The following is a 26407-nucleotide window of genomic DNA, read 5'->3' on the forward strand; positions in this document are numbered from 1 at the left end:
TTGCTTTAGATAAATCCAAACTTGGATACAAGATGGAGTTTCCCATGCACAACGTTGTTGGCTGGACCCTCGGTGAATGGCAGGCCGCTTACCGCAACGGCACGATCACGCCGGACATTTTGCTCACCCTGGCCGCGCAATACCCCGCCGAGGACAGCGCCTGGATCGCCCGCGCCCAGCCGTCGTCATTGGCCGAGCAACTGGCGCAGTTGAGCGAACGATTGGCAGCCCAGGGCGGCGATATGACCCGGCTGCCGTTGTATGGCGTGCCGTTTGCGATCAAGGACAACATCGATGCGGCCGGCTGGTACACCACTGCCGCCTGCCCCGAATTTGCCTACCGCGCGACCCGGGATGCCTCGGTCGTGCAGAAGCTGCGCGCCGCCGGCGCAATCCTGATGGGCAAGACCAACCTCGATCAGTTCGCCACCGGCCTGGTGGGCACCCGCTCGCCGTATGGCGCGGTGGGCAACAGTTTCAATGGCGATTACGTCAGCGGCGGCTCCAGCTCCGGTTCTGCGTCGGTGGTCGCCCGTGGGCTGGTGGCGTTTTCCCTGGGCACCGACACGGCAGGCTCCGGGCGTGTACCGGCGGGGTTCAACAATATCGTCGGCTTGAAGCCGACCAAGGGGCGTTTGTCCAATACCGGCCTGGTGCCGGCTTGCCGCACGGTGGATTGCGTCTCGGTGTTTGCGTTGACCGTGGAAGATGCCGAGACCGTGGCGCACGTTGCGGCGGGATACGACGCCAGCGACGCCTATTCCCGCGCCAACCCCAACACGGCGCCAGTGGCGGTGGGCGCTTCGATCAAGCTGGCCATCCCGGCGGCCCTGGAGTTTTTCGGCGATACCCAGAACCAGGCCGTGTTCGAACACGCGGTCGAACACTTCAAGGCGCTGGGCGCGGTGATCACCCCGGTGGATTTCACTGCGTTCAAGGAACTGGCGGACCAGCTGTACTTCGGCCCTTGGGTTGCCGAACGCACCGTGGCCCTGGAAAGCATGCTCGAAAACCAGCCCGAGGCAATCAACCCGGTGGTGCGCGGCATTGTCGAAAATGGCCGCCAGTACAGCGCCTGCGACGCCTACAAAGCCGAATACCTGCGGGCTGAACTGAGCCGCCGCATCAATGACAGCCTGGCCGGTTTCGATGCCTTGCTGGTGCCGACTTCGCCAACCCTGCGCACCATGGCCGAGATGGCGGAGGAGCCGGTGCGCTACAACTCGCAGTTCGGCTACTACACCAACTTCACCAACCTGGCCGACCTCTCGGCCCTGGCGCTGCCGGCCGGTATCCGCGCCGATGGCTTGCCCAGCGGCATTACCTTGCTCGCACCGGCCTGGCATGACACGGCGCTGGCGCACCTGGGCAAGCGCTGGCAATCCAGCCTGGAGCTGCCTTTAGGTGCCACCCAGCGCTATCTGCCGGCACCGTCCGCACCCGCCCAAGCCCCCGGCTGCGTGCGCGTGGCGGTGGTGGGCGCGCACCTCACCGGCATGCCGCTGAACGTCCAGCTGACGACGCGCAACGCGGTGCTGGTGGAGCAAACCCTGACGGCCGACACCTACCGCCTGTACGCGCTGCCGGGCACGGTGCCGCCCAAGCCCGGGCTGGCCAAGGCGGACAGCGGTCGGGCGATCATCGTCGAGCTATGGGACATGCCCCTCGCACGCTTTGGCGAGTTCGTCGCCGAGATCCCCGCGCCGCTGGGGATCGGCAACCTGCTGCTGGCCGATGGGCGCAGCGTCAAAGGCTTCATCTGCGAGCCCTGGGCCCTGGCCGACGCCCTCGACATCACCGAGTTCGGTGGCTGGCGCGCCTTTATTGCGAGTCGCGGTTAAGCATGGGGGCCAAGACACGCCCCGACAGCCTGGCCGAGCAGATCTACGCGCAGCTCAAGGCGGATATTTTCGACTTCCGACTGCTGCCGGGCGATCGTTTCAGCGAAGGCGAGGTGGCCGAACGCATGCACGCCAGCCGCACGCCGGTGCGTCAGGCGCTGTATCGCTTGGAACGGGAAGGGTATCTCGAGGTGTATTTTCGCAGCGGCTGGCAGGTGAAACCGTTCGATTTCGCCTACTTCGAAGAGCTCTACGACGTGCGCATCGTATTGGAACTGGCGGCTGTCGGCCGGTTATGTGCGATGGACGAACCGAACCCGATGCTGCAAGCGTTGCAGGCCACCTGGCAGGTGCAGGAGGGCGAGCGCCTGGAGGACGCCCAGGCCGTATCGGCGCTGGATGAGCGTTTTCATTGCGCGTTGGTGGAAGCCACCGGCAACCGTGAAATGGCGCGCATGCACTACGCCATCACCGAGCAGATCCGCATCATCCGGCGGCTCGACTTTACCCAGGCGCCCCGCATTGCGGCGACGTACGAAGAGCATGGGCAACTGCTCTCGGCCATCGTGCAACGCCAGGCTGACCAGGCGCAGCACCTGCTGCAGCGGCATATCGAACTGAGCAAGCAGGCGGTGCGCGAGATCACGTTGCACCGGTTGCATACGGCCCGGCAGGTGGGGGGGCAGATTTCCTGATGCCCTGAGCTTCTGTGGTGAGCGGGCTTGCTGTGGTGAGCGGGCTTGCCCCGCGCCGGGCTGCGAAGCAGCCCCAATCAGGATCTCTGTGTTCTGTCAGGTAAACCGCAGCGCCTGGTTTTGGGTCTGCTTCGCAGCCCAACGCGGGGCAAGCCCGCTCACCACAGGTTACGAGTAGTCCTCAGATCACGTGGGGTGTGGAGGTGCACTCTCGAATGCGTTATTGGGTGAGCCTGCGCACGCTTATTGTGGTGAGCGGGCTTGTTGTGGTGAGCGGGCTTGCCCCGCGCTGGGCTGCGCAGCAGCCCCAATCAGGCTCCCTGTGTTCTGTCAGGTAAACCGCAGCGCCTGGTTTTGGGTCTGCTTCGCAGCCCAACGCGGGGCAAGCCCGCTCACCACAGGTTACGAGTAGTCCTCAGATCACGTGGGGTGTGGAGGTGCAATCTCGAATGGGTTATCGGGTGAGCCTGCGCAAGCTTATTTTGGTGAGCGGGCTTGCTGTGGTGAGCGGGCTTGCCCCGCGCTGGGCTGCGAAGCAGCCCCAATCAGGATGCCTGTGTTCTGTCAGGTAAACCACAGCGCCTGGTTTTGGGTCTGCTTCGCAGCCCAACGCGGGGCAAGCCCGCTCACCACAGGTTACTGGGCCTGGCGTGAAAGCCTTTGCAGCTTTGCGATGACCGCCTCGGTTGCCCGCTGCATCGGCGCCCGCAACTCACTGTCGATCAAGCCCTCCAGCGCCAGTGCGGCTTTCACCGGCGCCGGGTTGGGCTCCATGAACAGTGTGTTGATCAACGGCACCAAGCCAAGGAACGTCGCCCGCGCCTCAGCCAACTGGTTGTCCCGTACCTGTTGCCACAGCGCCACAAACTGTTCGGTGCGCACATGGGCCGACGCGGCAATCGCACCGCTGGCACCCAGGCACAGCGCATTGAAGATCTGCAGGTCCTCGCCACACAACACATCGGCCTCACCGCTGGCCAACACCGCCAGGGTATTGCCCAGGTTGCCGCCGCAGTCCTTGATCGCCACGATCTGCGGGTGCGCGACGATGTTCAGCAAGGTCGCCTGCTCGAAGGTCACGCCGGTACGGTAGGGAATGTCGTAGAGAATGATCGGCACGCTGGACGCATCGGCCACCGTGCGAAAGAACGCTTCAAGGCCGGCCTGGGAAGGGCGGATGTAACTCGGCGCCGGCACCAGCAAACCCGCCAGCGGGCGCTTGAGGATCTCGGCCTGGAATTGCAGCAGCTCAATCTGGTTGTTGCCCGCCAGGCCCATCACCACGCGGTGGGCGGGCACCTGTTGCAATACCGCATCCAGCACGGTCAGTTGTTCCTGGCGGCTGAGCGATGCAGCTTCGCCCGTGGTGGTGCACACCATGATCCCGGCCACGTGCTTGCCCAGCAGGTGGCTGACCAGGCGGTGCAGGCCGACAAAGTCGATGGCGCCATCCTGGAACGGCGTGACCACGGGAACCCAGATACCTTGAAACGATGACATGCACTTTCTCCTGATGATTGACCGCTTGAGTCACCGTCAGAAGGGCATGGGCAATTGTGCAAGGGGGAGGGAGTCCGCGCTCAATGTCCTGTCAGCTCATCTGACGGGACAGCGCGCCCCGGTCACATGAGCGACTGTTTCTTCGATTTGAGGGCGTGCGCAACGCAACCTTGCGCCTTGGCAATCAAGCCAATGACGGTACGGTTAACGAGTGAGGTTGCGGACATAACTGACACACCCTGAATGAGGCTTCCATCTTCAGGGGATGTCAGTAAATGTGTCAAGCGCGTTGCAGGTGTTCACGCACAAATGCGCGGATTTCCTGTGCAAGCTCTGCATCTTCCGGCGCGCCCATGAAACCGCCATGGGGCATCGCTTCGAACACGTGCAATTGCGCCGGCACCCGCGCCTGGCGCAAGGCCCGGTGCAGGCGCACGGTGTTGGACAGGAACAGATCCCGCGTGCCGCTTTGCAGGAAAGTGGGCGGGAAGCCCCGACTGAAATCGCCGAACAGCGGCGACAGGTACGGGTGGGCCAGGTCCGCGCCGGCGGCATACAGCAGGTTGGTGCCCATTAGCGGGTTGGGCAGCACCACGTCTACCGTGCGGTTGACGTGAAAACTGTCGCCCGATTCGGTCAGGTCCACTTCCGGCGACAACAACACCAGCGCCGCCGGCAAGGGCAACCCTTCGTCGCGGGCACGCAATACCAGGGCCGCTGCGAGGTTGCCGCCCGCCGAGCGGCCACCGATCACGATACGGTCTGGGGCGTGATGCTTGAGCACATGGCGGTAGGTGGCCATGCAGTCATCCAGTGCCGCCGGGTAGGGATGATCGGGTGGCATGCGGTAGTCCACGCCGTAGCAGACCATGTTGTGCAGGTCGGCCTGCCTCCCGGCCGCGACGCGACAGTTTTCGCCACCGCCGAATACCAGGGCACCGCCATGCAGGTCAATGTAGGCGTCGCCGGTGTGATCCGACGGCGTCGCCACATGCACGGTCGCGTTTTCTACACGGAGGGTATGCAGGCTCGCGCGCAGTGAGGCCGCCTGGCCGGCGGTGGCTACGGCGAAGTGCTCGGCAACGGTGGCCTGCATGCGGCGCCAGCCGTCGTGGTCGTCAGGCGCCGGCATGACGTGCAGAGCGTTCAACGGTACGCCATCTTCACCCACCATGCGCTTGAGCATCGCCTGGGCTTCGGGGCTGATCGAAGAGGGCACGGGGATGGTCCGTGGGCTGATACGCACGCCGTCGCTCATGGTTGGGTACTCTTGGGTGTCGCTGTGTGCATCGAAGTGGAAAACGTCATTCTTGTCTGTGCTCGCTTCGTAAACGTAGGCGTAGTCGGTCAGCCCTTTATCGCGGCTTCTATCGCCGCAATGTCGATCTTGGTCATGGTCATCATCGCGTCGAATGCACGCTTGGCAATGGCCGGATCAGCGTGTGCCACCGCGTCCGTCAACACCCGAGGCGTGATCTGCCACGACAATCCCCATTTATCCTTGCACCAACCGCAGGCGCTGGCCTGGCCGCCGTTGTCGATAATGGCGTTCCAGTAGCGATCGGTTTCGGCCTGGTCATCGGTGGCGACCTGGAAGGAAAACGCTTCGCTGTGGGGGAATATCGGGCCGCCATTGAGGCCAATGCACGGGATGCCCATCACGGTGAATTCCACCGTGAGCACATCGCCCTGTTTGCCGGACGGGTAGTCACCGGGGGCCAGGTGCACGGCGTCGAGCGTACTGTCGGGGAAGGTGCTGGCGTAGAAGCGCGCAGCCTCCTCGGCGGTGTCGTTGTACCAGAGGCAGAGGGTGTTCTTGCGTTTCATGATCGGTCTCCACGGACAATGGGTCCATGGAGTTTAGACGGCCAACTGCCGTTCGATCGCCGCCTTGTCGATCACCGACCAGACCTGGGCGATTTTGCCGTCGACGAACGTGTAGAAAACGTTCTCCGAGAACGCCACCTGGCGACCATTGATCGCCAGCCCGAAAAACTCGCCCCGGGGCGTGACATTGAAGTTCAGCCGGCAGGCGACGGTGGGCGGGTCGGCGATCAGCAACTGGATGTGGAACACCAGGTCGGGGATCTCGCGGAAGTCGCGCTCCAGCATGGCGCGGTAGCCCTCCAGGCCGACCACCTTGGCGTTATAGGCCACCTCAGGGTGGACGAAGTCGCCCAGGCGGTTCCAATCCTGCCGGTTCAGGCAGTCGATGTAGCCGAGGTAAAGGTCGGCAAGTTGGTTGCGGGTCATGTTTTTTTCCTCAAGCCCTACGTGCGGTCAACAACACCGTCGCCGCCGCTGACAACAACCCCGCACAGCAGCGGTTGAATATCCGCTTGCCACGCGGCTCGGCAAACCAGCGGCGCATGTGCAGGCCCATATAGGCGTAGAGGCTGATGGCGATCCATTCCAACACCAGGAACAGCGCGCCCAGTACGGCGAATTGCGGGGTGATGGGTTGGCCGGGGACCACGAATTGCGGGAGGAACGCGGTGAAGATCAGGATCGCCTTGGGGTTGCCCGCCGCCACCAGGAACTCCTGTCGCGCCAGTGCCCACAAACCCACCTTCGCGCCTGCCGATTGCGCCTCAGCCTGCGGATCAGCCCGCCACAGCTGAAATGCCAGATAAAACAGATACGCCGCGCCCACAATCTTGATCGCGTAGAACAACAACTCCGACGTCTGCAGCACCACCGCCAAGCCTGCGGAGGCGAGGGCGATCATCCCGGCGAACGCCAGCAGACGGCCGATACCGGCCAGGCACGAGGTGCGGTAGCCGTAGCGGGTGGAGTTGCTCACGGACAACAAGTTATTGGGGCCGGGCGCCATGTTCAGGGCGAAGCAGGCGGGGAGGAACAGGGCGAGGGTGGCGAGGTCCATGGCGGCTCCGGTTTTGGACGGACGGGGAGCGTCGAGGATAAGGGGAGTGGAGGTGGTTGGACAATGTGCGGCTTGTTTCCCATGTCCGGCGTGCAGTTCGCCGCCTCATGCACAGGCGGCCCTGTGACTGCTCCGGCTAAGCCACCTGATTCGCAAACCTGCCCACCGCGTCGACCACCCGCTTGGCGCCATCCTGAATTTCCACAATGACCTGGCCTGCCTGCGTGGCGAGTTCAAGACCTTGCTCTGCCTGGGATTTGCTGTTGGCCATTTCGGCGACGGTCTCATCCACCAGTTTCTGGTTCTGCAGCACCACCGAGGCGATTTCTTCCGTCGCCGTGCTGGTGCGCCCGGCCAGTTGTCGCACTTCATCAGCCACCACCGCAAAGCCGCGACCTTGCTCGCCTGCACGGGCGGCTTCAATCGCGGCATTCAATGCCAGCAGATTGGTTTGCTGGGCAATGCTGCTGATGGTCTGAATGATCGAACTGATCAGCAGTGACTGTTTTCCGAGGGCTTCGACTCCGCCGGCAGCCGCCTGCATATCAGCGGCGATTTTATGCATGGTATGCATCGTGTCGTTGACCACGACGGCTCCGCGCTCGGCACTGACATCGGTCTGCCGGGAAATTTCAAATGCGGTTTGCGCCGCGCCACTGACTTCCTGTTCCCGGGCAACCTGGTCGGAGACCACCGTGGCGAACTTGACCACCTTGCACAGTGCGCCTTCAGTGTCGTACACCGGGTTGTAGGTTGCTTCCAGCCACACGGTCTGGCCGCGGCTGTCAACGCGTTCAAATCGGCCGGCTACAAACTCGCCCCTGTTCAGGGTTGCCCAGAAATCCTTGTAGTGCTGCGACGAGGTTTCCTCCGGCTTGCAGAAAATCCGGTGGTGGCTGCCTTTGGCTTGTTCCAGGCTGTAGCCCATGGCGTGCAGGAACTGTTCATTGGCGGTGATGACATGCCCGGAGAGGTCGAACTCGATCACCGCCGTCGAGCGCAGCAATGCCTGGATGAAAGAGGTGTTTTCCGAGGCTTTTTCTACCCGGGCGGTAATGTTCGTTGCATAGCAGGTGACATGACTCAGCTGGCCGCTCGCATCCGTGATCGGCTGCCAATGTGCATGCAGCCATATCAATGAGCCGTCGGCATGCAGGTAGCGGTAATCGTCGGTAATGGACTTGCCTGCGGCGACCGCCGCTCGGAAATTATGAAAGCAGGGCAGCTTGGAGACGTACTGCGGCACGATCTCGGCCATGGCACGGCCTCGAAGTTGCTCCGGGGTGCAGCCCAACGACTTGGCAAAGTTGTCGTTGCATGCGGTGATCTTGAATGTCGAGTCGATGCTCAACGTCAGCATTTCACGGTTCAGGCCATCGCGCAGTTGGCGCAGTTCCAACAGCTCGGCTGCCTGGGCGTGAAGCTGGTTCTTGGCTTTTGTATTGAACATGGGAAACCGCCTCCTTGGGTTATATCCAGCCTATCGGCACGTCATTCTGCAAATTTAGGCCGTTCGACGGGTAAAGCTTCATCAGCCAGCCGGATCCCCGCTAACGTGTTGCGGTCCGCCGCATGTACCGCGCTGGCGGCGAGCCCAGTGTCTTGCGAAACATGCTGATGAACGAACTGACCGACTCGTACCCGAGGGCTTCGGCGGTGCGTTGCACGGATTCGCCCTCCGCCAGGCTCTGCAAGGCCACGATGATTTGCCATTGCTTGCGCCATTGGCCAAAGGTTAGCCCAGTTTCGCTTTTAACCAAGCGCGCCAGGGAGCGCTCGCTCATGGCGACCTGGCGTGCCCATTGGGCCATGGTGCAGCGATTTGACGGGTCCTGGGCCAACCCCCGTGCGATGAAACGCAGCTGCGTTGTGGCCGGAAGCGGCAGGTACAGCTGTTCCGAGGGGGCCAGTTCCAACTGTTCGAGGAGCACGCTCGCCACGCGTGCATTGGCAGACGCCGGCGGATAGTCCTGGGCTTGGGCGCTCAAGTGCAGGATCAATTCCAGGACCAGCGGTGACAGCACCAGCGTGCAGCATGTGTGCGGTAATGCTGCGGCACCGGGCTCTACGAACAGATAGCCGATCTTGCCGTTGGCGGTCACCCGGTTGCTGTGGGCAATACCGCCCGGAATCCATACGCCGAACCCCGATGGCACCATCCACACGCCATCCTCTACGGTGCACACGATGCCGCCGTGATACGCCACCACCAGTTGGCCTTTGCGGTGCGTATGGACGGGGAATTCGGTGTCGTTTCGCTGGCTTCCCAGCATCAACGCCACTGCGGGTTGGTCGAAACTGTCCAGTTCGAATTGATCCACCCCGTAGAGATGTGTCTCGTCCACGTCGCGCACCTCGATTGTCTGAATTTGATTATATCTTGGCAGCATACTCAATATCGGCACGGCCTTGCAGTCCCTACCATCGTCAGCAAGGCCATTGCCGACTGCGAGATTCAACGATGCTGAGCGAAATCACGATTGCCCACCTCTACCTGCCGCCTTTCTTGCTCTACCTGGGCGTTACCGCCGTGGTTTACGCACTGCTGGAGCGGATCGTGCGGCCCTGGCTGGACTGGGCCTGGCACCCGAGCATGGCGCGTTTCTGCATGTCGTTGATCGTTCTCTCGATCCTCGTGCTGAAGTTTTGAGGCGCGGGCGATGACGATCAAACACCTGCTCAAGACCCTCGTCACCCTGATGCTCGGCTTGACCGCGCTGCTGTTGTGTACGCAGTTGTGGCGCGCCTATGAGCTGGCCCCCTGGACACGGGACGGGCGGGTCAGCGCGCAAGTCATCCGCATTGCCCCCGAAGTGTCCGGCCAGGTTGAACAACTGCTGGTCGAGGACAACCAGTGGGTCGCCAAGGGCGCGTTGTTGTATCAGATCGACCGCAGCGCCTATCTGCTGGCCCGGCAACAGCGAACGGCCGAGCTTGCCGAGGCGCGCAGCGTGTTCGAACAGCGCCGCTCACAGCTCAGCCGTCGCCAGCAACTCGGCGATGCCATTGCGCGGGAGGAGACCGACAATGCGGCCCGGGACCTGGCGGTGGCCAGGGCGCGGGTGGACGCGGCCCAGAGCCAGTTGGCCCACGCGCAGCTGGATCTGCAGCGCACGACGGTTCGTTCACCGGTCGACGGGTATGTGACCCAGCTGCGGCTGCAGCCGGGTGACTACGCGGCGGCGGGCGATACCAATATCTATGTGGTCGACAGCCATAGCTTCTGGGTCACCGGTTACTTCGAGGAGACCAAGCTGCCCGGTGTTCGCGTGGGGGCCGCAGCGTCCATCAAGCTCATGGGCTTTGCGCCGCTGCTTGAAGGGCATGTGGCGAGTCTCGGCAGAGGTATTGCCGACGGCAACGAGCTGCACAGTAACAGTGGCTTGCCCCAGGTGGCTCCTACGTTCAGCTGGATACGCCTGGCCCAGCGTGTGCCGGTTCGGATTGAGCTGGACAAGGTGCCACCGGGCGTGGAGCTGGCGGCGGGGATGACTGCGAGTATCGAGGTCGCCGAGGCGGGGGCCGCCCCCCATTGGCGGCTTACCCAGTGGCTGCAGGATTTCATGTGATGGTCCGCGCACTGCGAATGCTCGGGGCATGGTCGCCCGAGACCTCGGGGTATGTGCTGCGCAGTCTTGCGGCGGCCACATTGGCCCTGTGGCTGGGCTTCCAATTGCACCTGGAGGCGCCGTTCTCGGCGGCTTCGACCGTGTTGCTGCTGATCCATCCGCTGCAGGGCGCGGTGGTCGGCAAGGGCTTCAATCGCGTACTGGGAACCCTGGTGGGGTTGCTCGCCGCCCTGGTCCTGACCGGCCTGTTCGCGCAAAAAATGCTGCTGTTCATCCTCGGGATCGGGGTGTGGCTCGGCCTTTGTGTCGGTGCCATGACCGTGCTTCGGCACTACCAGGCCACGGCGGCAGTGGTCGCAGGCTATACGGTTTGCCTTGCCCTGGGCCCGGCCATTATCGCCCCGCAGCAAGGTTTCGAGCATATCGTGGCGCGGGGCACGGCCGTGGTCCTCGGGGTGTTGAGCCTGAGTCTGGTGGCGACGCTGTTCAGCCGCAAGACCGTCGAGTCCAAACTGAACAAGGCGCTTGAGGACATCGCCGCCCGTACCTTGGGATTGCTGGCCTTGCGAATGGAGGGGGAGCAGGGCGCGCAACTGGCTAGTGTGCAGGGCCAGCTCGCCATCGATGTGGGTAAGGTGGACGAGCTTCTCGGGATCGGCCGAGGTGAGTCCCGCCTGATCCGTTCCAGGCTTGCGACCCTGCAGGCAGGGCTTGCGTATGTGCATGGGGTGATCCTGGACGAGTCACCGCTCAACCGCAGTGGCTTGCCTTCCCTCGTTCGGATGGGCGCGCAGCTGCAACAGCTGGCCGAAGCAAAGCCGGGTTTTTCCGCGGCAGCCGAGCATGTCCGGGAGATGCAGCACTGCCTCGCCCAGGCGCATGAAAACTGTCAAAGCCAGCAGTGCTTGAGTGAACAATTGGCAGACCTGTCCAGCGCCTTGCTGAGCTTTGCTTGCCTTGAACGCGCGCCCCGGACGCCGGCCCGCGCCGTGGGGTTCCACCGCCATTACGGCGACGCGCTGCGCAACGGTCTACGCGCCCTGGTGGCCACGCTTGCAACCGCTGCGGTCTGGTACCTGACCGCCTGGGACCAGGGGCCAACCTTGCTGGCGGTGTTGGGCCCGTGCTGCACCTTGCTGGCCACCAGCCCGGCGCCCGCTCAAGGCATCGTCCGCTTCTTCGAGGGGACGCTCTACGGCATCGTAACGGCAGCGGCGTGCAAGTTCCTGGTGTTGCCGCACATCAGCGGGTTCGCGTTGCTCAGCATCGTGCTGATCGCCTTCTGGACCGTCGGCATTCATGCCACCACCCGGCCGCGCCACGCCTTGCAGGGCATTGCCTACCTGATCGCGTTCAACACCCTCGTCGGCACCGGCGGCACGGCCCAGTACGACTTCACGGACTTCGCCAATCAAGCGCTCGCCTGGCTGGCAGCGCTTGCCATCTGCCTGCTGGCCTTCCAGCTACTGCCGGGGAAATCCGCCCGCCATGTACACGTCCTCACCCAGGCGCTGCACAGGGACACCCGGCGCTTACTCCGGCACGGGCGCCGCATGGACCTGCTCAAGTGGCAGGCCCGGCAACAGCACCGATTGGTCGCCTTGCAGGCACTCTTGGGCGCTGGTCACCAACCGGCGGGCGGCGCCGGCTCTGTGTCCCTTCAATTGAGTCGCCGGCTGTTGACTTTACAACGCCAGACACGGGAGCTGGAACCTGACTCGGCGATCGCCACGTGCGCGCAAAGGGGCGAACAGCGTATTTCACGGTATGCCTCCACTCCCGCGATCAGCGCGGCTCAGGCACGTCGGACGTCGAGATCATTGACCCGGCTGGGGGCTCACGCTCTGGCGGCTGGCTACCAGGAGTTAGCCGGGCTGCTCGACACCTATTCAAGCATTACCAACGCGGATATCCGCATCCATTCCAGTTCAAACAACCAAGGTGAGATGAAATGAAGCAACTCCTTATCTGGACGCTTTTCGGCATGATCGCGTCGACGCCATGGGCCGTGCAGGCATCGGACGGGGCTGAGGCGCTGGTGCGCTGGCAGCAGCAATTCAAGCAGGAGCAAAAACAGCGGGCTGAACGCCCGAGGGGGGATCAGGGCTCCAGGTCCAAGGCCGCAATGACCGGGAAAGGGAAAACCTGATCGGATAGCGGCCGGGGCAGGGACATTCCTCGGGCGAGGGCTTGATTGAACAGGTTTTGCAGAAGCCCCTCACCCCGCCGCAGAGTCAGAAGCTCTCAAGACGCACGTGGATTCCCGCTCGTCCAGCCAGCTCGATAACGTCTTCCAGTCGATCCGCGTCAACAATGAAACCGTCGTAATTTTCACCTCCGGAGTCCAGGTGAAGAAACCGTTTACCGAACCGGGCGAGCCACTGATCGAAGTTATCGAGAACCTGTGGCATGGAGGTAGCGTCTTCCCGTACATAGGCGTAGGGCGCCTTCAAGCCACTGGCGCTGACCAGAAAGGGCGCTTGATACTCAAACACGTCATAGCCCTTCCAATCCACGCTGAGGAGTACAAGGTGTTCAAGTTTTTGCCCCTTGGCGTCATTCAGGAAACCTTCGGTGAGGGCACTGCAGGGGTCATCTCCCATCGCGTATCTGCGCATAACGCGGCGGACAAGTCTGGCGCCTTCTTTTTCCGCAGTGGTCGCCACCAGCGCCTGGGCAAAGGCTTCGAGGGCTTTTTTCTGGGTGGGGTCGCTGCGCTCGGGCCGTAGCTCTTTCATGATCGCTGAAGCGCTGAGGTTGGTTTCCTCGGGAGGCGGCATGGTAAAGCGTCCACCAAACAACCGATCCAAAATGCCCATGTCTGTCCCTGTATGAGTGTGAGGAAAACCATTGAGTCAAGCACAACTGCCGTTCAACAACTGTCCCGGGACGATCAAGGCAAGGACGCTGGGGTCACGGTGTACCAGCCCGACGGCGTTTTGGCACACACCTGGGGTTTCAGCGGCGTTTCTACGGTGGTGTCGGCCTGAGTGGAGAGTTGGCGAACGGCAATCACGCAGCCGGCCTTGAACGTGCTGATTTTCATCATTTGAAGTTCCATTTCATAGTCTTTACCGGGCTCGGGGATGAGCGTGACAGGCGCGGGAAAGCAGGAGAGTTGCGATCCCCCCATGGCGAACCCTGCAATAAACGGTTTACCGGCCGGGATGACATGTTCGTCAAACACCTTGGGCGATTGATTGATGGCTTTGCTCGCCTTGCTGGCAGGCATGCCAATCACGCTGTTCTGGCGGTCTGTCGCCCGGAAAGGGTAGAGTCCCGCCGAGTCGACATGGGCTGTTTGCCATCCGGCTTCTTCAGGGGTTTTGGTCAGCAGGGACTCGTTGTAGAACATCTCGCAGGTCTGGCCACTGATAAAGCCTGCGTGGGTGGTGTCACCGGTGATCAGGCGGACACGCGCCGTATTGGCCGGGTCATATCGACTGATTTGTGCTTCGTTGCGAACGTCGGTCTTGGTGGTGGCGCAGCCGATCAGCGTCAAGCTGACGGCCAGGGGAAACAGTAAACGCATGGGTAACCTTCATATCCTGTGAGGGTTGGGGGCCGCAACCATACTATGGCGGGGATATGTTCGCCCACTTGCGATACACGGGGGAAGGGACAGGGAGGGGACGTTCATGGCGGCTGTACATTGACGTAACATAGCCGCATAACACTCAGCCTCGGATGTTATCGGGAATGAAAACTGGCCCACTGGACGGGATGAAAATTGCCTATCACATCACCAGCTCACACGTTGCGTGCACTGTCGGAGCTCGATTACTACCACATTAGGTCGGTTCAGCTCCCCGTTGAAATCACCATGCTTGACGCGTGGAACATCACAACGGCTGAGCCGGGGCTGGCCATGCGGCTGGCTTTCCGAATAAGGGACGCAATTTCTTCGTTATTCGGTGTGAGGCGAATCGGCGGGTTCTCGGGCGTTGCGCGAAAAACGGTACACGCAGGCGAACACCTGGATTTCTTTCTGGTGGAGCACAGCGCCTCCAATATCCTGGTTCTTACCGAGCGTGACAGGCATCTGGATGTCATGATCTGCCTTTCGATAACAGATCGTGTGCTCACCATCACATCATCGGTCGTCACGCATAACCTCTATGGACGCATCTACATGTTACCGGTAGGGCTCGCCCATAAAGTGATCGTCAGTAGTCATCTGCGCCGACTGAAGAGAAGCCTTGAAGGGCAGTAGAGGTTGGTTGTTCCGGCTGCATTTCATCGATCAGCGAACCCGTACGCGAGTCCATCAGCACCCATCCTGTCGCCCACTGACAGGCGCATGCACGGCCAGCAACTCAGCCACCCATTCGATAAACACACGCAGCTTGAGGCTGATATGCCGGTTCGGCGGAAAGGCCACGTAAAGCGGCATCGGATCAAGGTGCCAGTCCTTGAACAAGGGCACTAATTCGCCCCGGTCCTCGAAGGCTTTCGACATGTAGCTGGGCAACCACAGCACGCCAAGGCCCGCCAGGCCGGCAGCAAGGTAGGCATTGCCATCATCGACCGCCAGGGCGTAGCGGCCCTTGATCTGGAGACTTTCCTGGTGCTTGCCCATGGCATAGGGCAAGGGCTTGCCGGTGCGGGCCCACAGGAAGCCGACGATACGATGGTTGGCGTCTTCCAGTTCCCGTGGGTGGGCGGGCGTACCTACGCGTGCCAGGTAGCTCGGCGCGGCAAACACGCCGAGCGCCAGGTCGCCTACACGTCGGGCCATCAGGGATTGGTCGGTGAGTTCACCGCCACGCACCACGCAATCGACGTTCTCATCGATCATGTCGACGATACGGTCGCTGACGCCCATGTCGATCTGGATGTCCGGGTAGCGGGCGTAAAACCCAGGCAACGCGGGGACGAGGATCATGCTGGCCAGTGGGCTCGGCACGTCCACGCGCAGGCGGCCCCTGGGCAGGGTTGCCGCGCCGGACAGGCTGGTCTCGGCGTCGTCCATATCGGCCAGCAGCTGCAGCACGCGTTCGTAGTACACGGCGCCGTCGGCTGTGACGTTGACTTTGCGCGTGGTGCGGTTAAGCAATTTGACCCGCAGGCGTGCCTCCAACTGCTGCACCAGTTGCGTCACGGTGGTCTTGCTCATGTGCAGGGTCTCGGCGGCCTTGGTGAAGCTGCCGGCCTCCACCACGCGAGCAAATGCCTGCATTGCATCAAAACGGTCCATTAAGGCCTCGGCGATCGATTGTTTGGGTTTCACAAACAGTGCTGGCCAAGGTTGCTGGTTTATCGCCCTGGCACAAGCCCCTAGAGTCTGCCCATCGTTAATTGCGGGTCAATCTCGACCCTTTGATGGAGGCTTCCATGACGCAGCGTAATGTGGTTTTTCCGCCTGGACGCCAGGCGCTGTATGAGCGCAATCGCTATTCACCGGCCATTAAGTCCAATGGCTTTTTATTCGTGTCGGGGCAGGTCGGCAGCCATGCAGACGGCCCGCCCGAGCCCGATCTGGAGGATCAGGTCCGTCTGGCGTTCAACAACCTGAATGCGATCCTGGGGTCTGCCGGCTGCACCTTTGACGATGTGATCGATGTGACGGTGTTTATCGTCGATCCCGAATCCAGGTTCGAGACGATCTGGAAGGTGGTGCCGGAGTTCTGGGGCGAAGCGCCGCACCCGACGCTGACTGGCGTGGGGGTTACCTGGCTGTATGGGTACCAGTTCGAGATCAAGGTGATTGCCAGGCTTCCTGTGTGAATCCGTGCTGGCACATCCACCTCAGCAAGCACGGCTAGGCGCAGGCTGTCGGTATAGTTGATCCTATCGTCCAACGCCTATCCCGGAGCTTGCAACCCGTGTCTGACTTGCCAGGCAACGCCGCCTACACACAGCGTTTCGACGCCGTACTCGCCTATATCGACGCGAATCTTGAAGGTGACTTGTCGGTGAAGACGCTGAGCGGGGTGGCGCATTTTTCGGTGTTTCACTTCCATCGGCAATTCACCGCGTTCGTGGGCATGCCGGTTGCGCGCTATGTGCAACTGATGCGCCTGCGCCGCGCGGCACATGACTTGTCTTCCCGCGCTGATTATTCGGTGCTGGAGGCGGCGCTGGGGGCCGGCTTCGAAAGTCCTGAAGCCTTTGCCAGGGCGTTCAGGCGAGCGTTCGGCATGGCGCCGAGCGCATTCCGGAAACGACCGGATTGGCAGCTCTGGCGCGCGGTATTCAGCGTCCCTTACTTTTCCAGGAGCATCATCATGCAGGTACGGATTGTGGAGTTTCCTGCGGTCAAGGTGGCCGCATTCGAGCACCGCGGCGCCCCAGGGCGCGTGAATGAAAGCGTGCAGACGTTCATTGCGTGGCGCATGCACAGCGGGCAGTCGCCGGTGGCTTCAAGTCGCAGCTTCGGTATTCCCTTCGACAATCCTGATACGACCCCGGCCGATGAGTTCCGGTTTGCCATTTGCGGCGAGATTCACCAGGCGCTGGCCGCGAATGAGTTCGGCGTCACTGAACGCGTCATCCCCGGCGGGCGCTGTGTGGTGGTGCGTCACGTGGGTTCGCCGGATCACATCGCAGAGTCGATCTATCCGATCTACCGCGACTGGCTGCCTGGCAGCGGCGAGGAGCTTCGGGACCAGCCGTTGTTTTTCGAATACCTGAGCATTTTCCCCGAGACACCGCAGGATCAATGGCAGACCGATATTTATGTGCCGTTGCAGTAGCGGCGCTCGCCAGCCTGTGGGAGCGCGACTGCGCTTCCACGCCCGGTGTTGCGGCCAGCTACGGCTGAGCGGTCCACACCGCCAGCTCATAACCATCCGGGTCAATGAAGTGAAACCTGCTGCCACCGGGGAACGAAAAGGTCTCGCGGCTGATCACGGCGCCGACGGATTTGAGCCGCTGCTGCGTGGCTTCAAGATCATCCGCGTACAGGATCACCAGCGGGCCACCCGGTCGAACGGGCTCTGCGGTCGTGAACCCGCCGGTCAGCCTGCCATCGCTGAACTCGGTGTAGGTGGGGCCGTAGTCGACGAATGCCCAGCCGAACACCGCGCCGTAGAAGGCTTTGCTGCGGGCGATATCGCCCACGTTGAACTCGATATTGTCGATCTGTCGGTCTGGACCGCGAACGCTCATGGTTGCCTCCTTGGCGGATGGTTGAGGGGCGAGTGTAGCGGTTTACACCCGGGACTGGGTTACCATGCCGGCGCGAAATTCCCGCCGAACCCTCTGGCCACTTATGTCCTCCAACGCGCTGTACACCGACCTGTCCATCTACTACGACCTGATGTGCGCCGACATCGACTACCGCGCGCAGAGCCACAGCGTGCGCCGGCTGCACCAGTTGTTCGGCAATGACGGGCGCCGCCATCTGGACCTTGCCTGTGGCACCGGGCCCCATGTGCGCCACTTCCTCGACTTCGGCTACCGCAGCACCGGCCTGGACATCAGCCAACCGATGCTGGACCTCGCCCAACTGCGTTGCCCCGAGGCAGGGTTCAGCCGCCAGGACATGGCCGGTTTCCAGGTGGACGAACCGCAAGACCTGATCACCTGCTTCCTGTACTCGACTCACTACAACCCCGGGCTGGCCCAACTGCGTGCCTGCCTCGCCAGCGTGCACGGCGCACTCGCCGACAACGGCGTGTTCTGCTTCAACGCGGTGGACAAACTGCATATCGACAACCGCTTGCTGGTACGCCATAGCGTGGAGTTTGAAGGCAGTCATTTCACCTTCGGTTCCGGCTGGCATTACCGCGGAGAAGGGGAGCAGCAGGCACTGCGCCTGAGTATCGAGAAGACCACGGCGGGGGTGACCCAGGCCTGGCAGGATGAGCACACCATGGTGGCGCTGAGTTTCGCGGAGTTGCAGGGGCTGTTACAGCCGTATTTTGAGGTGCAGGTGTTCGAGCATGACTATGAGCGGATCACGCCCTGGGCGGGCGTGACCGGCAATGCGTTGTTTGTGTGTGTGAAGCGGTAATGAACTGCCAGGCGGCCCTGATGCTGACGCGCTGGATCGCAATGATGCCAGCGCGGGTTCAGTTGATTTGATTTAACTTGCTGGCGCTTCTTCTGCGGCTGAAACCTGGACACGCAAGCGTTGACCGATGATCGCCACATCAGGCCAGGGCCATCACGCAATCATCAACTGCCCTTTGATCAGGTTTTCTTGCCCGCTTCCTCCAGAGCCTTTTCAGCGTTGAACCCGTCGAAGTTCTCGAACACGCCCATAAAGCCCGGCACGGTCACTTCTCGCGCCCAGTCGCGCTGCAGCTCGCAATACATCTGCACGCGACTGATGAGCTTTGCGCCCGCCTGCTCCATTCTGCGTAGCGCCGCCTCGTGTGCGGCGAGCGATGTGCCGCCAACCGCGTCGACCGGCACATACACTTCATAGCCTTCCTGGATAGCGTCGAGCACCGGGAATGTCAGGCAGGCCTCGGTCCAGAGCGCCGTCATGATGAGTTTCCTACGCCCAAGCGCCTTGACCGCCTGTTTGAATTCCATGTCCTCCCAACTGTTGATCGAGGTGCGGTCATAGGTCGGCAGGTGGCCGAGTACCTCTTGCAGTTCCTGGATCGGCGGTTTGTTGCGACCGGTCGCTACATTGACGGTCGAATGGATGATCGGAAGGTTGTAGTTGACCGCCGCCCTGGCGACGCTGGTGATGTTGAAGACGAGTTCGTCACGCGGCATCGAGCGGATCGAGGAAACCTGAACAGGCTGATAATCGATGATGATCAACGCTGAGTTTTCCGGGGTCAGTAGTGGGTCGGTATGGGGGTTGCGCAGAGTCTCGCTTGCCATGGGCAAATCCTTTTTATGGGTGCACGTTGGTAAAAAGGCCTGAGCCCGTGCGGGTAATGGATTCCAGGGCACGGGTAGAGGATGCTGTGCCTGGAAAATCCATTGTGCTGTTCCCATGTTCGACACAGTAGTAGCATCCTGCGATGTGCTGTGTCGCATGACGGGGAACGCAAGCATGGATATCGAAGAACTACAGACCTTCGTGGAGGTGGCTGATGCCGGGGGCATTTCGCAGGCAGCAGTGCGTCTTGGCGTATCGAAGTCGATCGTCAGTCGTCGCCTGGCTCGGCTTGAAAGCGAACTCGGCGTGCAACTGCTGGCACGCTCCACTCGCGGCGCGGCACTCACTGAGTCCGGCGCGACATTCAGGGACTACGCCGCCAGAGTCTGCACCGAGATCGACATCGCCAAGGAAACGATCCTGCCTGCCGGCGCTCTTCGCGGCCGCCTGCGCGTGGCCGTCCCGCTGTCGTTTGGCCCGACTCATTTCGCACCGGTGCTGGCGGAAATGGCACGCCGTCACCCTCAGTTGCATATGCAGACTTGCTACAGCGATCGCTTCGTTGACCTCATCACCGAGGGCTACGATTGCGCCATTCGCGTGGGGTATCTGAAGGACTCCAACCTGATCGCAAGGCGCATTGGCCCGGTCTATACCAAGCTTGTCGCGAGCCCGGATTACATCAAGGCGCACGGTACCCCCGCGACGCCGGACGACCTGGTCGACCATCAGGCGCTCCTGCAAGGCACTGAAGCCTGGCAGTTCATGGACGGCGACAAGATCATCACGGTTCGTCCGCAAGGACGCTTCAAGGCCGACAACGGCATCGCCCTTGTTGCCGCTGCGATTGCTGGCCTCGGCGTCGCCTACCTGCCTGACTGCCTCACCCATGAACACGTGGCATCCGGCGCACTGGTACCGATCATGACAAACCATCCACCACCACCGGCCGGGGCCTACATCCTCCGCCCGCCGGGTCCGCATCCCGCCCGTAAAATACGCGTGCTCACCGAACTGCTGATCGAGTTCTTCGGTGAATCTCCGCACCTGGCGGTGCAGCCGCTGTCACATCGGGAAGATGCGCCGCCGAATAGCTGAATCATGGTGGGCCGAGTAACCGGGCTGAAGGTTGGCACTGTTGGCTGAGCTGGCGTCGTGCGTGAATCAAGGTCCAGCGCTTTGTTTGTTCAAGCCAGGACAGGAGATGTGATGTGCTTCAACGCTCGCGACAGTCAATGGGCCGGACTGCGTTTTTTGCAGACACAACGGCGCTGATCGTGTTTTTCACAATCACCGGCATCGTCAATGAACGTTTCATTGCCGGCATGGCGTGGGATCAGGTCCTTCATGCGCGCCTTCTGGGCGCAGTGCTGATGGTGCCGGTCGCGAGACCTTACGGTCTATGGCGGGATTGGGTGATGACGCGCGCCAGTCAGGGGCGGGTTTCCAGGTTGCTATGGGACAGTCTCGCCCTCGTCAGTTTCCAGGTGCCCATCTATGCAGCGATCATTGCCTTCAGTGGTGCATCGGGCAGTGGGCTGGTGCGCGGCACGCTCGGTGCGGCGTTGATGATGCTGGTTCTGGGCCGGCCTTATGGGGCGTTTCTCAATGGGGTGCGCAAGGTGTTTGGATTGCCTCCGGGTGGAGACAAGCCGATGTCGCTGAACAGCTGAGCGACCGCTGCTGGGCGATTCTGTTGCGGTGGTCGGACGGACGTCCTTCGATATATCCGGGCATGGACATCCCCCAGCTAACCCATTTCCCTGGCGAAATGCTTGGTCAGTTCGAGCAGGGTCGTTCGCAATTCAGGCGGACGCACGGGCTTGGACAGGATGGAGATATTCATATGGATCAATGTGCTGCGGATACGCTCGATTTCATGGCCGGTCATGATCATGGCCGGTACTTCCCAACCACGCTGTTCGCGAATTGCAGCGATACACTCGGAACCTGAAATCCTAGGGCCCAGGTCGAAGTCGGCAATGATGATGTCGCATTCCGTGGTCACGTTCAGTCCATCGCTATGACTTTCTACCTCGCATCCCCATTTTTCCAGCAAGGCCGAGGTCGCCATCAGTACGTTGGAATCGTCTTCCACCAGGCATACCCGCAGACCCTGCAGACGGCTTTGCGTGGGCGCTGGCCGTTGCGTCTCGATGCCTGGCGCGACGCTTTCCAGGCGCTGGATAGTGGCGCGGGTGCCTTGGCCGAGTCGGGAGTCCAACTGGATATCCAGATTGAGCAACTGGCTGATGCGCTTGACGATGGACAAGCCCAACCCCAGGCCCTCGACATCCTTGTCGCGTGCGTGGCGCACCCGGTAAAACTCCTTGAATACTTCCGGCAGATGTTCAGCGGCGATGCCGCGTCCCTTGTCGTAGATGACAATGGCCAAGCCCTTGCCTCTGGGACGCACACCGATCAAGACCGGTTGGCCGGACGCGTATTTGAGTGTATTTGACACCAGGTTCTGCACCATGGTGGTCAACAGCCCCGCATTGACATTAACCCAGTGCTCGCAAGGGCGCAGGCGCAGTTGAACCCCGGCCCAGCGCGCGGCCTCGGTGTTCTGTTTGACGACGTCCCGCAGCAGCGCGCCCAGGTTCACCGGTTCCGCTTGCGGCTCCAGCTTTCCGTTGTCGAGGGTGTAGATATCCAAAATCGAACGGAACAGCTGAGAGACGGTGTGCAGCGAGCGGTCGATGTTGTCCACCAGTCGCAGTTCTTCGCCGCCCAGATTCGCGTCACGCAGGCACGCGGTGAACAGGCCGATGGAGTGGATGGGCTGGCGCAGGTCGTGGCTGGCCTGGGCGAGAAAGCGTGATTTCTCCTGATTGGCGGCGATTGCCTCTTCCGATGCGATACGCGTGCGCTTGAGTAGAATGTGCGCATAGGCCGGCACGACGATGGTGGTCACGATCAGCATCAGGAACATGTAGGGCTGTGCGCGCCAGAACGGGGTAAGCATGAAGATCATGACCAGCATGCTCAGTGCGATGAGTGTCGCGGCGGTCAAGTAGCGCGAGCCAAAGCGCATGCCATTGCCCAATGTGACCCAGAGCAACGCGGCATAAACCGGCAACGCGCCTTCTCCACCCACGATCATGGCGAAAGCGATGCCGGTATAGTCATGGGCCATGGCGAACAATCGGCGCCAGAAAAAGTGCCCTGGCCAGCGCTTGATCGCCATGCGCAGGGGGACTGCCACGCTGATGAAAAACGCCATGTACCACATGATCGGTACATAGGTGGCGAAGTCACTTGAAGGAAGGAGGGCCACCACCAAGATGTACAGCGAAGCACAGGTGCTGACCGTCAACCGCAATGTGGCCTGGTCCAGTTCACTGTTCTTTTCCGTCATGTTCATTGCGATTCTCCAGGGCAAGAAGTCGCTTAAAAGTTGAAACCTGGCGTTACAGTTTGCGTTACGATGCGCCGGACCTGAGGTGAGATGGACCTTGACATGACGCACAGAATCATAGTGGCAGATGACCATCCTCTGTTTCGCGAAGGTATGCTGAGAACCATAGAACGGCTTATGCCGACAGCGATGATAGAGCAGGCGGGCAATCTGGATGAAGTACTGGCGCTGGCGCGTGCGGGCGCAGAAGTTGATTCGTTGATTCTGGACCTGCGCTTTCCCGGTATCACGTCTATGCAGGTCATAGGCCAGCTGCGCAATGAGTTCAAGCGCACCTCGATCATTGTGGTGTCGATGGTCGATGACCTGGACATTATTTCCCAGGTCATCGCCCAAGGCGCTGATGGCTTTATCGGCAAAAACGTTGATCCGGCAGGCATTGCCGAAGCCATCCTGGCGATTCGGGAAGGGGAAGTCGTGGTGAAGTACAACCCCGAAAATCCCCTGCTGGACCCAAGCCTTGCCTCACTCACCGCCCGCCAGCGGCAAGTGCTCGGCCTGGTTGCGGCGGGCAAGACCAATAAGGAAATAGCCAAGCAACTGGGTATCTCCCCGTTCACCGTACGCATCCATGTTTCCACTCTGCTTAAATCCCTGGGTGTGCCCACCCGTGCGGCGGCGGCGGCTCAATTCAGTAACTTTCCCGGTGCCAGTGGGTGGCCGGGCAAGCTCGATACGTGAATCAAGACGGTGCAGTGACCATTAGAGCGTGGGTTGGGGCACGGGGGTGTTACCGGGGATCAACTTGGCGCCTTTAGGCCTTTTTGGACAGTCGCCAGATGAATACCAGCGGGTCACCACCCCCTTTTCAATCATGAACCGCTGTTCGCAACGGGCGTAATCAGGCACATAACCCCATTCCATCGAATGGCTGCCGTTTGTAAGCCATACGTAGTCGTAGCCGATGATTTTCGAGTTGCCATCACTGAGGCCATGGCTGTTTTTCGGCGCCCCCCATGACGTCACCAACTCATCTTCGGATGCACCTACCCATGAAGCAGTAATGTCCGATGTCGTTTGATAACGCTGGTTCATGACCAGATTACTCAAGGGAGAACCCGCACACCCGGACAGCATCAGAATGGATAAGACGGTGATCCATGATTTCATATTTCGACTCCATTCCCGCGGCTTCAATAATCGGGCATTACATCAACTGGCGAGCAATTTATTACATTAATTCAAGCCATTAATATCCATCTGTCTATGCTAGACAAGTCCCTGTTGGTCGCCTATAGCACACTTGTACTATAGCGTCAGCTCACGCGCCCTCATAAGCTGTACACGCTCGAAAAAGTCTTAAAGGCTTTGAGCCCGAGCGCACACCGGAATGCACTTTAACTTCAGCGTTGAAGTGTTCCAGTGTGTTTGCCCGCCTGTGAATCCAAAGGCTCGATTAGTTGCACTACGTTGTGTCAACTTCACCGTGCATCCGGTCGAAATGGAATGGTATTAATCACAACTCAAGGTAAGTCTATGTGCTTGAAATATGGAAAACTACTTAGAATCGGATTCACGCTGTGCATACTGACCGCAGGCCTGGGAGGCTGTGCTAACACTGGGGATTTGATGAGTTCCTTAAATCCTGGAGCACAAAAGTACGATGTTGCTTACCTGAAGAAAACCATCATCCCGGGGAAAACTACCAAGACTCAGGTGACGCAATTGTTCGGCGCTCCAGCCGAAGAGCAACTTGATTCAACGAGCAGAAGCAACGGGTCCAACTGGACCTATGATAAAAACCAGGAGGGTCTGGAAAAGTACATGACCCTGGCCCACAAATATGTCTCGACCGAGACAAGCCTGAAGATGTACGACGCCTCGTCGCAAGTGTCCAAGGCACAGGGTGTCGCCAATGATGTCGGCAGTGTGACGGGCACGAAAAAAGCTCAAAGCCAGACCCAGGGAACGAAGTTGATAATTTACTTCGTGGATGACGTGGTGGATTACTACAGGCTTTACTGACACGTTCCGCTTCTGATACGACACGCCGTGTCGTTTGATGCCTTAACACGCCAACCTACGCCTTATTGTTCTCAAGGGGGCGGCATCCAGCGATGCATCCCCCATGGTCCATGAGGTTGAACGCGTGGAAAAGAACAGCGAACTCAATCAGGCCACGTTGCGCCTGACCGTCAGCGCCTGTGCGCTGCTGTACATCATCGTACTGAGCGGGCTGCGCCCCAGCGATACCGCAGCCTACACGCCCATCATCGTGTATATCTCGACCTTCATCGTGGTGTCGATATTCCTGCGCATGGCGATCAAGCGCTGGCCAGGACACTTTTTTTGGCGGCGCTTGCTCTCAATGCTCCATGACTACACCGGTATCGCTTTCGCCATGGTGCTGGGAGGCGAAGGTGCATTGCCTATTTATGCCGCGCTGCTCTGGGTGACCCTGGGTAATGGCATGCGTTTCGGCTCACACTATCTGGCCCTGGCAACCGTGATCGCGTTGTCTACCCTTATCGTTATTTTCTTGTTCAACCCCTTCTGGCGCGCGCAGCCCTACATGTTCCTGATGCTGATCGTGACCACCATCGTCGTGCCGACCTATGCACACATTCTGCTCAAACGCACGCGTATCGCATCGGAAGAGGCAATCGCCGCCAATCAGGAGAAATCACGCTTTCTCGCCCAGGCCAGCCACGACCTGCGCCAGCCCATCCACTCCATCGGCCTGTTCACCGCGTGCCTGCGGGACGCGAATCTGGGCGGCGAAGAACTGCGCCTGGTGGACAACATCGACCGCTCGCTGCACACCGTCTCTCAGCTGTTCCGTTCGATCCTGGATATCTACACCCTCGACAACGGGAAGCTGGAGCCGCGAGCGGAACCGGTGAACCTGGGCGCGCTGTTGCAGGAGGTCGTCAAACAGAACACCGAGGCCGCGCGTTGGGCCGGGGTTCAACTGCGCCTGCACCCTTGCCCGCATTGGGTGAACGTCAATGGGGGGCTGTTGACCACCATGGTGCAGAACCTGGTGTCCAATGCGATCAAGTACGCATCGGGAGAGCCCGTGCTGATCGGTGTCAGACGCCAGGCAAAGGGCTTGGCCGTGGTGGTTTACGATAAGGGCTGCGGTATCGCCGCCGAACATTTACCGGACGTGTTCAAAGAGTTTTACCGGGTGCGCCACGCACGCGACAAGGATGTCGAGGGCCTGGGGTTGGGCTTGTCCATCGTCAAGCGCATCAGCCAATTGCTCAATGTCGATGTACATATTCGCTCCACGCCCGGGCGCGGCACCCAGGTGGCAATCAGCGGGTTGAAACACGCCGCCCCAAAGGTCATCGCGCCTCGGATGAAAAGCACCCATGAGCGCCTGAACGGACTACGGATATGCCTGATTGAAGACGACGCCAATGTGTTGCTGGCCACCAAGGCCCTGCTGGAGAAATGGGGCTGCGTCGTCGAGACCCACAGTGATGCGGATACCCTGGCCAGCGATTGCGACATCATCATTGCCGACTTCGACCTGGGCACAAAGGTCTCGGGGTCCGAATGTATCGCGGCAATACGCGAGTTCCGGGGTCAAGAGATACCGGCATTGGTCATCACCGGGCACGAAATCGAGCGCATCCGTCAATCACTGCACGCATTCAATATCTCGGTACTGGCCAAACCGGTGCGACCGCCGGAACTGCGTAACGTGTTGCTTGAGCAGGTCAAGTCAATGAAGTGCGGTGCGAGTTACCCGTAGATCCATCAA

At 60.7% G+C, this 26407-nt stretch carries 29 protein-coding genes and 1 pseudogene; 15 read left to right on the forward strand and 15 right to left on the reverse strand.

The features are described 5' to 3' along the window. Positions 1-44 precede the first annotated feature (44 nt). Together atzF and BFP99_RS22915 are read left to right on the forward strand one after the other, a co-directional pair. A complete protein-coding gene (gene atzF / locus BFP99_RS22910; RefSeq protein WP_065948282.1) occupies positions 45-1841 on the forward strand; it encodes an allophanate hydrolase in 1797 nt (598 codons plus the stop codon). A 2-nt stretch (positions 1842-1843) separates the two neighbouring features. After that, entirely contained in the window at positions 1844-2536 is a 693-nt protein-coding gene (locus BFP99_RS22915; RefSeq protein WP_065925188.1) for a GntR family transcriptional regulator, read from the forward strand. A 636-nt stretch (positions 2537-3172) separates the two neighbouring features. On the opposite strand, the gene dapA is transcribed toward BFP99_RS22915, so the two are convergent. The 8 genes and pseudogenes from dapA to BFP99_RS22950 form a co-directional block, all read right to left on the reverse strand. Further along, positions 3173-4036, reverse strand: a complete 864-nt coding sequence (dapA, locus tag BFP99_RS22920) for a 4-hydroxy-tetrahydrodipicolinate synthase (RefSeq protein WP_065948283.1) — start codon at positions 4034-4036, stop codon at positions 3173-3175. Positions 4037-4316: 280 nt separating this feature from the next. Next, positions 4317-5294, reverse strand: coding sequence for an alpha/beta hydrolase (locus BFP99_RS22925; protein ID WP_065948284.1), 978 nt, complete (start codon positions 5292-5294; stop codon positions 4317-4319). Between the two features lie 89 nt (positions 5295-5383). Further along, positions 5384-5863 (reverse strand): VOC family protein, encoded by a 480-nt coding sequence (locus BFP99_RS22930; protein ID WP_065948285.1) that lies wholly within the window; start codon positions 5861-5863, stop codon positions 5384-5386. 33 nt (positions 5864-5896) lie between these two features. Next, positions 5897-6289, reverse strand: coding sequence for an ester cyclase (locus BFP99_RS22935; protein WP_065948286.1), 393 nt, complete (start codon positions 6287-6289; stop codon positions 5897-5899). A 10-nt stretch (positions 6290-6299) separates the two neighbouring features. Further along, positions 6300-6920: a LysE family translocator gene (locus tag BFP99_RS22940; protein ID WP_065948287.1), complete on the reverse strand. Its 621-nt coding sequence runs from the start codon at positions 6918-6920 to the stop codon at positions 6300-6302. Between the two features lie 136 nt (positions 6921-7056). After that, complete coding sequence (locus BFP99_RS34180) at positions 7057-7494, reverse strand: methyl-accepting chemotaxis protein (RefSeq protein ID WP_370671255.1); 438 nt, start codon at positions 7492-7494, stop codon at positions 7057-7059. 102 nt (positions 7495-7596) lie between these two features. After that, positions 7597-8370, reverse strand: a pseudogene (locus BFP99_RS34185) (PAS domain-containing protein); the annotation flags it as partial. Between the two features lie 100 nt (positions 8371-8470). Then, positions 8471-9265 (reverse strand): AraC family transcriptional regulator, encoded by a 795-nt coding sequence (locus BFP99_RS22950; protein ID WP_027608440.1) that lies wholly within the window; start codon positions 9263-9265, stop codon positions 8471-8473. 116 nt (positions 9266-9381) lie between these two features. Between BFP99_RS22950 and BFP99_RS22955 the strand changes: the two genes are divergently transcribed. Genes BFP99_RS22955 through BFP99_RS22970 form a run of 4 tightly spaced genes read left to right on the forward strand, consistent with a single transcriptional unit; the run spans position 9382 to position 12638 of the window. After that, positions 9382-9570, forward strand: coding sequence for a DUF1656 domain-containing protein (locus BFP99_RS22955; RefSeq protein ID WP_065925194.1), 189 nt, complete (start codon positions 9382-9384; stop codon positions 9568-9570). 10 nt (positions 9571-9580) lie between these two features. Further along, complete coding sequence (locus tag BFP99_RS22960; RefSeq protein WP_065948288.1) at positions 9581-10489, forward strand: efflux RND transporter periplasmic adaptor subunit; 909 nt, start codon at positions 9581-9583, stop codon at positions 10487-10489. Beyond that, entirely contained in the window at positions 10489-12444 is a 1956-nt protein-coding gene (locus tag BFP99_RS22965; RefSeq protein WP_065948289.1) for an FUSC family protein, read from the forward strand. Before BFP99_RS22960 ends, BFP99_RS22965 begins: the two co-directional genes overlap by 1 nt. After that, entirely contained in the window at positions 12441-12638 is a 198-nt protein-coding gene (locus BFP99_RS22970) for a hypothetical protein (protein WP_065925197.1), read from the forward strand. The genes BFP99_RS22965 and BFP99_RS22970 overlap by 4 nt, the downstream gene beginning before the upstream one ends. Positions 12639-12723: 85 nt before the next feature. On the opposite strand, the gene BFP99_RS22975 is transcribed toward BFP99_RS22970, so the two are convergent. Next, entirely contained in the window at positions 12724-13308 is a 585-nt protein-coding gene (locus BFP99_RS22975) for a DUF6630 family protein (protein WP_065948290.1), read from the reverse strand. A 74-nt stretch (positions 13309-13382) separates the two neighbouring features. Continuing rightward, entirely contained in the window at positions 13383-14021 is a 639-nt protein-coding gene (locus BFP99_RS22980; RefSeq protein WP_065925198.1) for a hypothetical protein, read from the reverse strand. Positions 14022-14219: 198 nt separating this feature from the next. Between BFP99_RS22980 and BFP99_RS22985 the strand changes: the two genes are divergently transcribed. Next, on the forward strand, positions 14220-14702 hold the full coding sequence (locus tag BFP99_RS22985) for a DUF2867 domain-containing protein (protein ID WP_065925199.1): 483 nt from the start codon (positions 14220-14222) through the stop codon (positions 14700-14702). Positions 14703-14756: 54 nt separating this feature from the next. Here BFP99_RS22985 and BFP99_RS22990 read toward each other — a convergent pair whose 3' ends face one another. Then, complete coding sequence (locus BFP99_RS22990; RefSeq protein WP_065948291.1) at positions 14757-15686, reverse strand: LysR substrate-binding domain-containing protein; 930 nt, start codon at positions 15684-15686, stop codon at positions 14757-14759. A 137-nt stretch (positions 15687-15823) separates the two neighbouring features. Between BFP99_RS22990 and BFP99_RS22995 the strand changes: the two genes are divergently transcribed. Together BFP99_RS22995 and BFP99_RS23000 are read left to right on the forward strand one after the other, a co-directional pair. Then, entirely contained in the window at positions 15824-16216 is a 393-nt protein-coding gene (locus tag BFP99_RS22995; protein ID WP_065948292.1) for a RidA family protein, read from the forward strand. Positions 16217-16314: 98 nt separating this feature from the next. Further along, entirely contained in the window at positions 16315-17184 is an 870-nt protein-coding gene (locus BFP99_RS23000) for an AraC family transcriptional regulator (protein WP_065925202.1), read from the forward strand. A 58-nt stretch (positions 17185-17242) separates the two neighbouring features. Here the strand turns inward: BFP99_RS23000 and BFP99_RS23005 are convergent, their stop codons facing one another. Beyond that, entirely contained in the window at positions 17243-17599 is a 357-nt protein-coding gene (locus BFP99_RS23005; RefSeq protein ID WP_065925203.1) for a VOC family protein, read from the reverse strand. A gap of 103 nt (positions 17600-17702) precedes the next feature. On the opposite strand from BFP99_RS23005, the gene BFP99_RS23010 reads away from it, so the two are divergent. Then, a complete protein-coding gene (locus tag BFP99_RS23010) occupies positions 17703-18446 on the forward strand; it encodes a class I SAM-dependent DNA methyltransferase (RefSeq protein WP_065948293.1) in 744 nt (247 codons plus the stop codon). Positions 18447-18625: 179 nt separating this feature from the next. On the opposite strand, the gene BFP99_RS23015 is transcribed toward BFP99_RS23010, so the two are convergent. Next, entirely contained in the window at positions 18626-19273 is a 648-nt protein-coding gene (locus BFP99_RS23015; protein ID WP_065941713.1) for a hydrolase, read from the reverse strand. Positions 19274-19448: 175 nt separating this feature from the next. Between BFP99_RS23015 and BFP99_RS23020 the strand changes: the two genes are divergently transcribed. Together BFP99_RS23020 and alaE are read left to right on the forward strand one after the other, a co-directional pair. Continuing rightward, complete coding sequence (locus BFP99_RS23020; RefSeq protein WP_065948294.1) at positions 19449-20372, forward strand: LysR family transcriptional regulator; 924 nt, start codon at positions 19449-19451, stop codon at positions 20370-20372. 113 nt (positions 20373-20485) lie between these two features. Then, on the forward strand, positions 20486-20947 hold the full coding sequence (alaE, locus tag BFP99_RS23025; RefSeq protein ID WP_065948295.1) for an L-alanine exporter AlaE: 462 nt from the start codon (positions 20486-20488) through the stop codon (positions 20945-20947). Positions 20948-21024: 77 nt separating this feature from the next. Here alaE and BFP99_RS23030 read toward each other — a convergent pair whose 3' ends face one another. Next, on the reverse strand, positions 21025-22641 hold the full coding sequence (locus BFP99_RS23030; RefSeq protein WP_370737673.1) for an ATP-binding response regulator: 1617 nt from the start codon (positions 22639-22641) through the stop codon (positions 21025-21027). A 96-nt stretch (positions 22642-22737) separates the two neighbouring features. On the opposite strand from BFP99_RS23030, the gene BFP99_RS23035 reads away from it, so the two are divergent. Further along, positions 22738-23376, forward strand: a complete 639-nt coding sequence (locus BFP99_RS23035) for a response regulator (RefSeq protein ID WP_027608115.1) — start codon at positions 22738-22740, stop codon at positions 23374-23376. Positions 23377-23397: 21 nt separating this feature from the next. Here the strand turns inward: BFP99_RS23035 and BFP99_RS23040 are convergent, their stop codons facing one another. Next, positions 23398-23805: a hypothetical protein gene (locus tag BFP99_RS23040; protein WP_027608114.1), complete on the reverse strand. Its 408-nt coding sequence runs from the start codon at positions 23803-23805 to the stop codon at positions 23398-23400. Between the two features lie 459 nt (positions 23806-24264). On the opposite strand from BFP99_RS23040, the gene BFP99_RS23045 reads away from it, so the two are divergent. Both BFP99_RS23045 and BFP99_RS23050 read left to right on the forward strand, forming a co-directional pair. Beyond that, positions 24265-24660 (forward strand): hypothetical protein, encoded by a 396-nt coding sequence (locus tag BFP99_RS23045; protein ID WP_065925237.1) that lies wholly within the window; start codon positions 24265-24267, stop codon positions 24658-24660. Positions 24661-24763: 103 nt separating this feature from the next. Beyond that, complete coding sequence (locus BFP99_RS23050) at positions 24764-26398, forward strand: ATP-binding response regulator (RefSeq protein WP_083221240.1); 1635 nt, start codon at positions 24764-24766, stop codon at positions 26396-26398. The last annotated feature ends 9 nt before the right edge of the window (positions 26399-26407 follow it).

The sequence above is a fragment of the Pseudomonas sp. 1 R 17 genome (genome assembly GCF_900067035.1).
Taxonomy (GTDB): domain Bacteria; phylum Pseudomonadota; class Gammaproteobacteria; order Pseudomonadales; family Pseudomonadaceae; genus Aquipseudomonas; species Aquipseudomonas marginalis.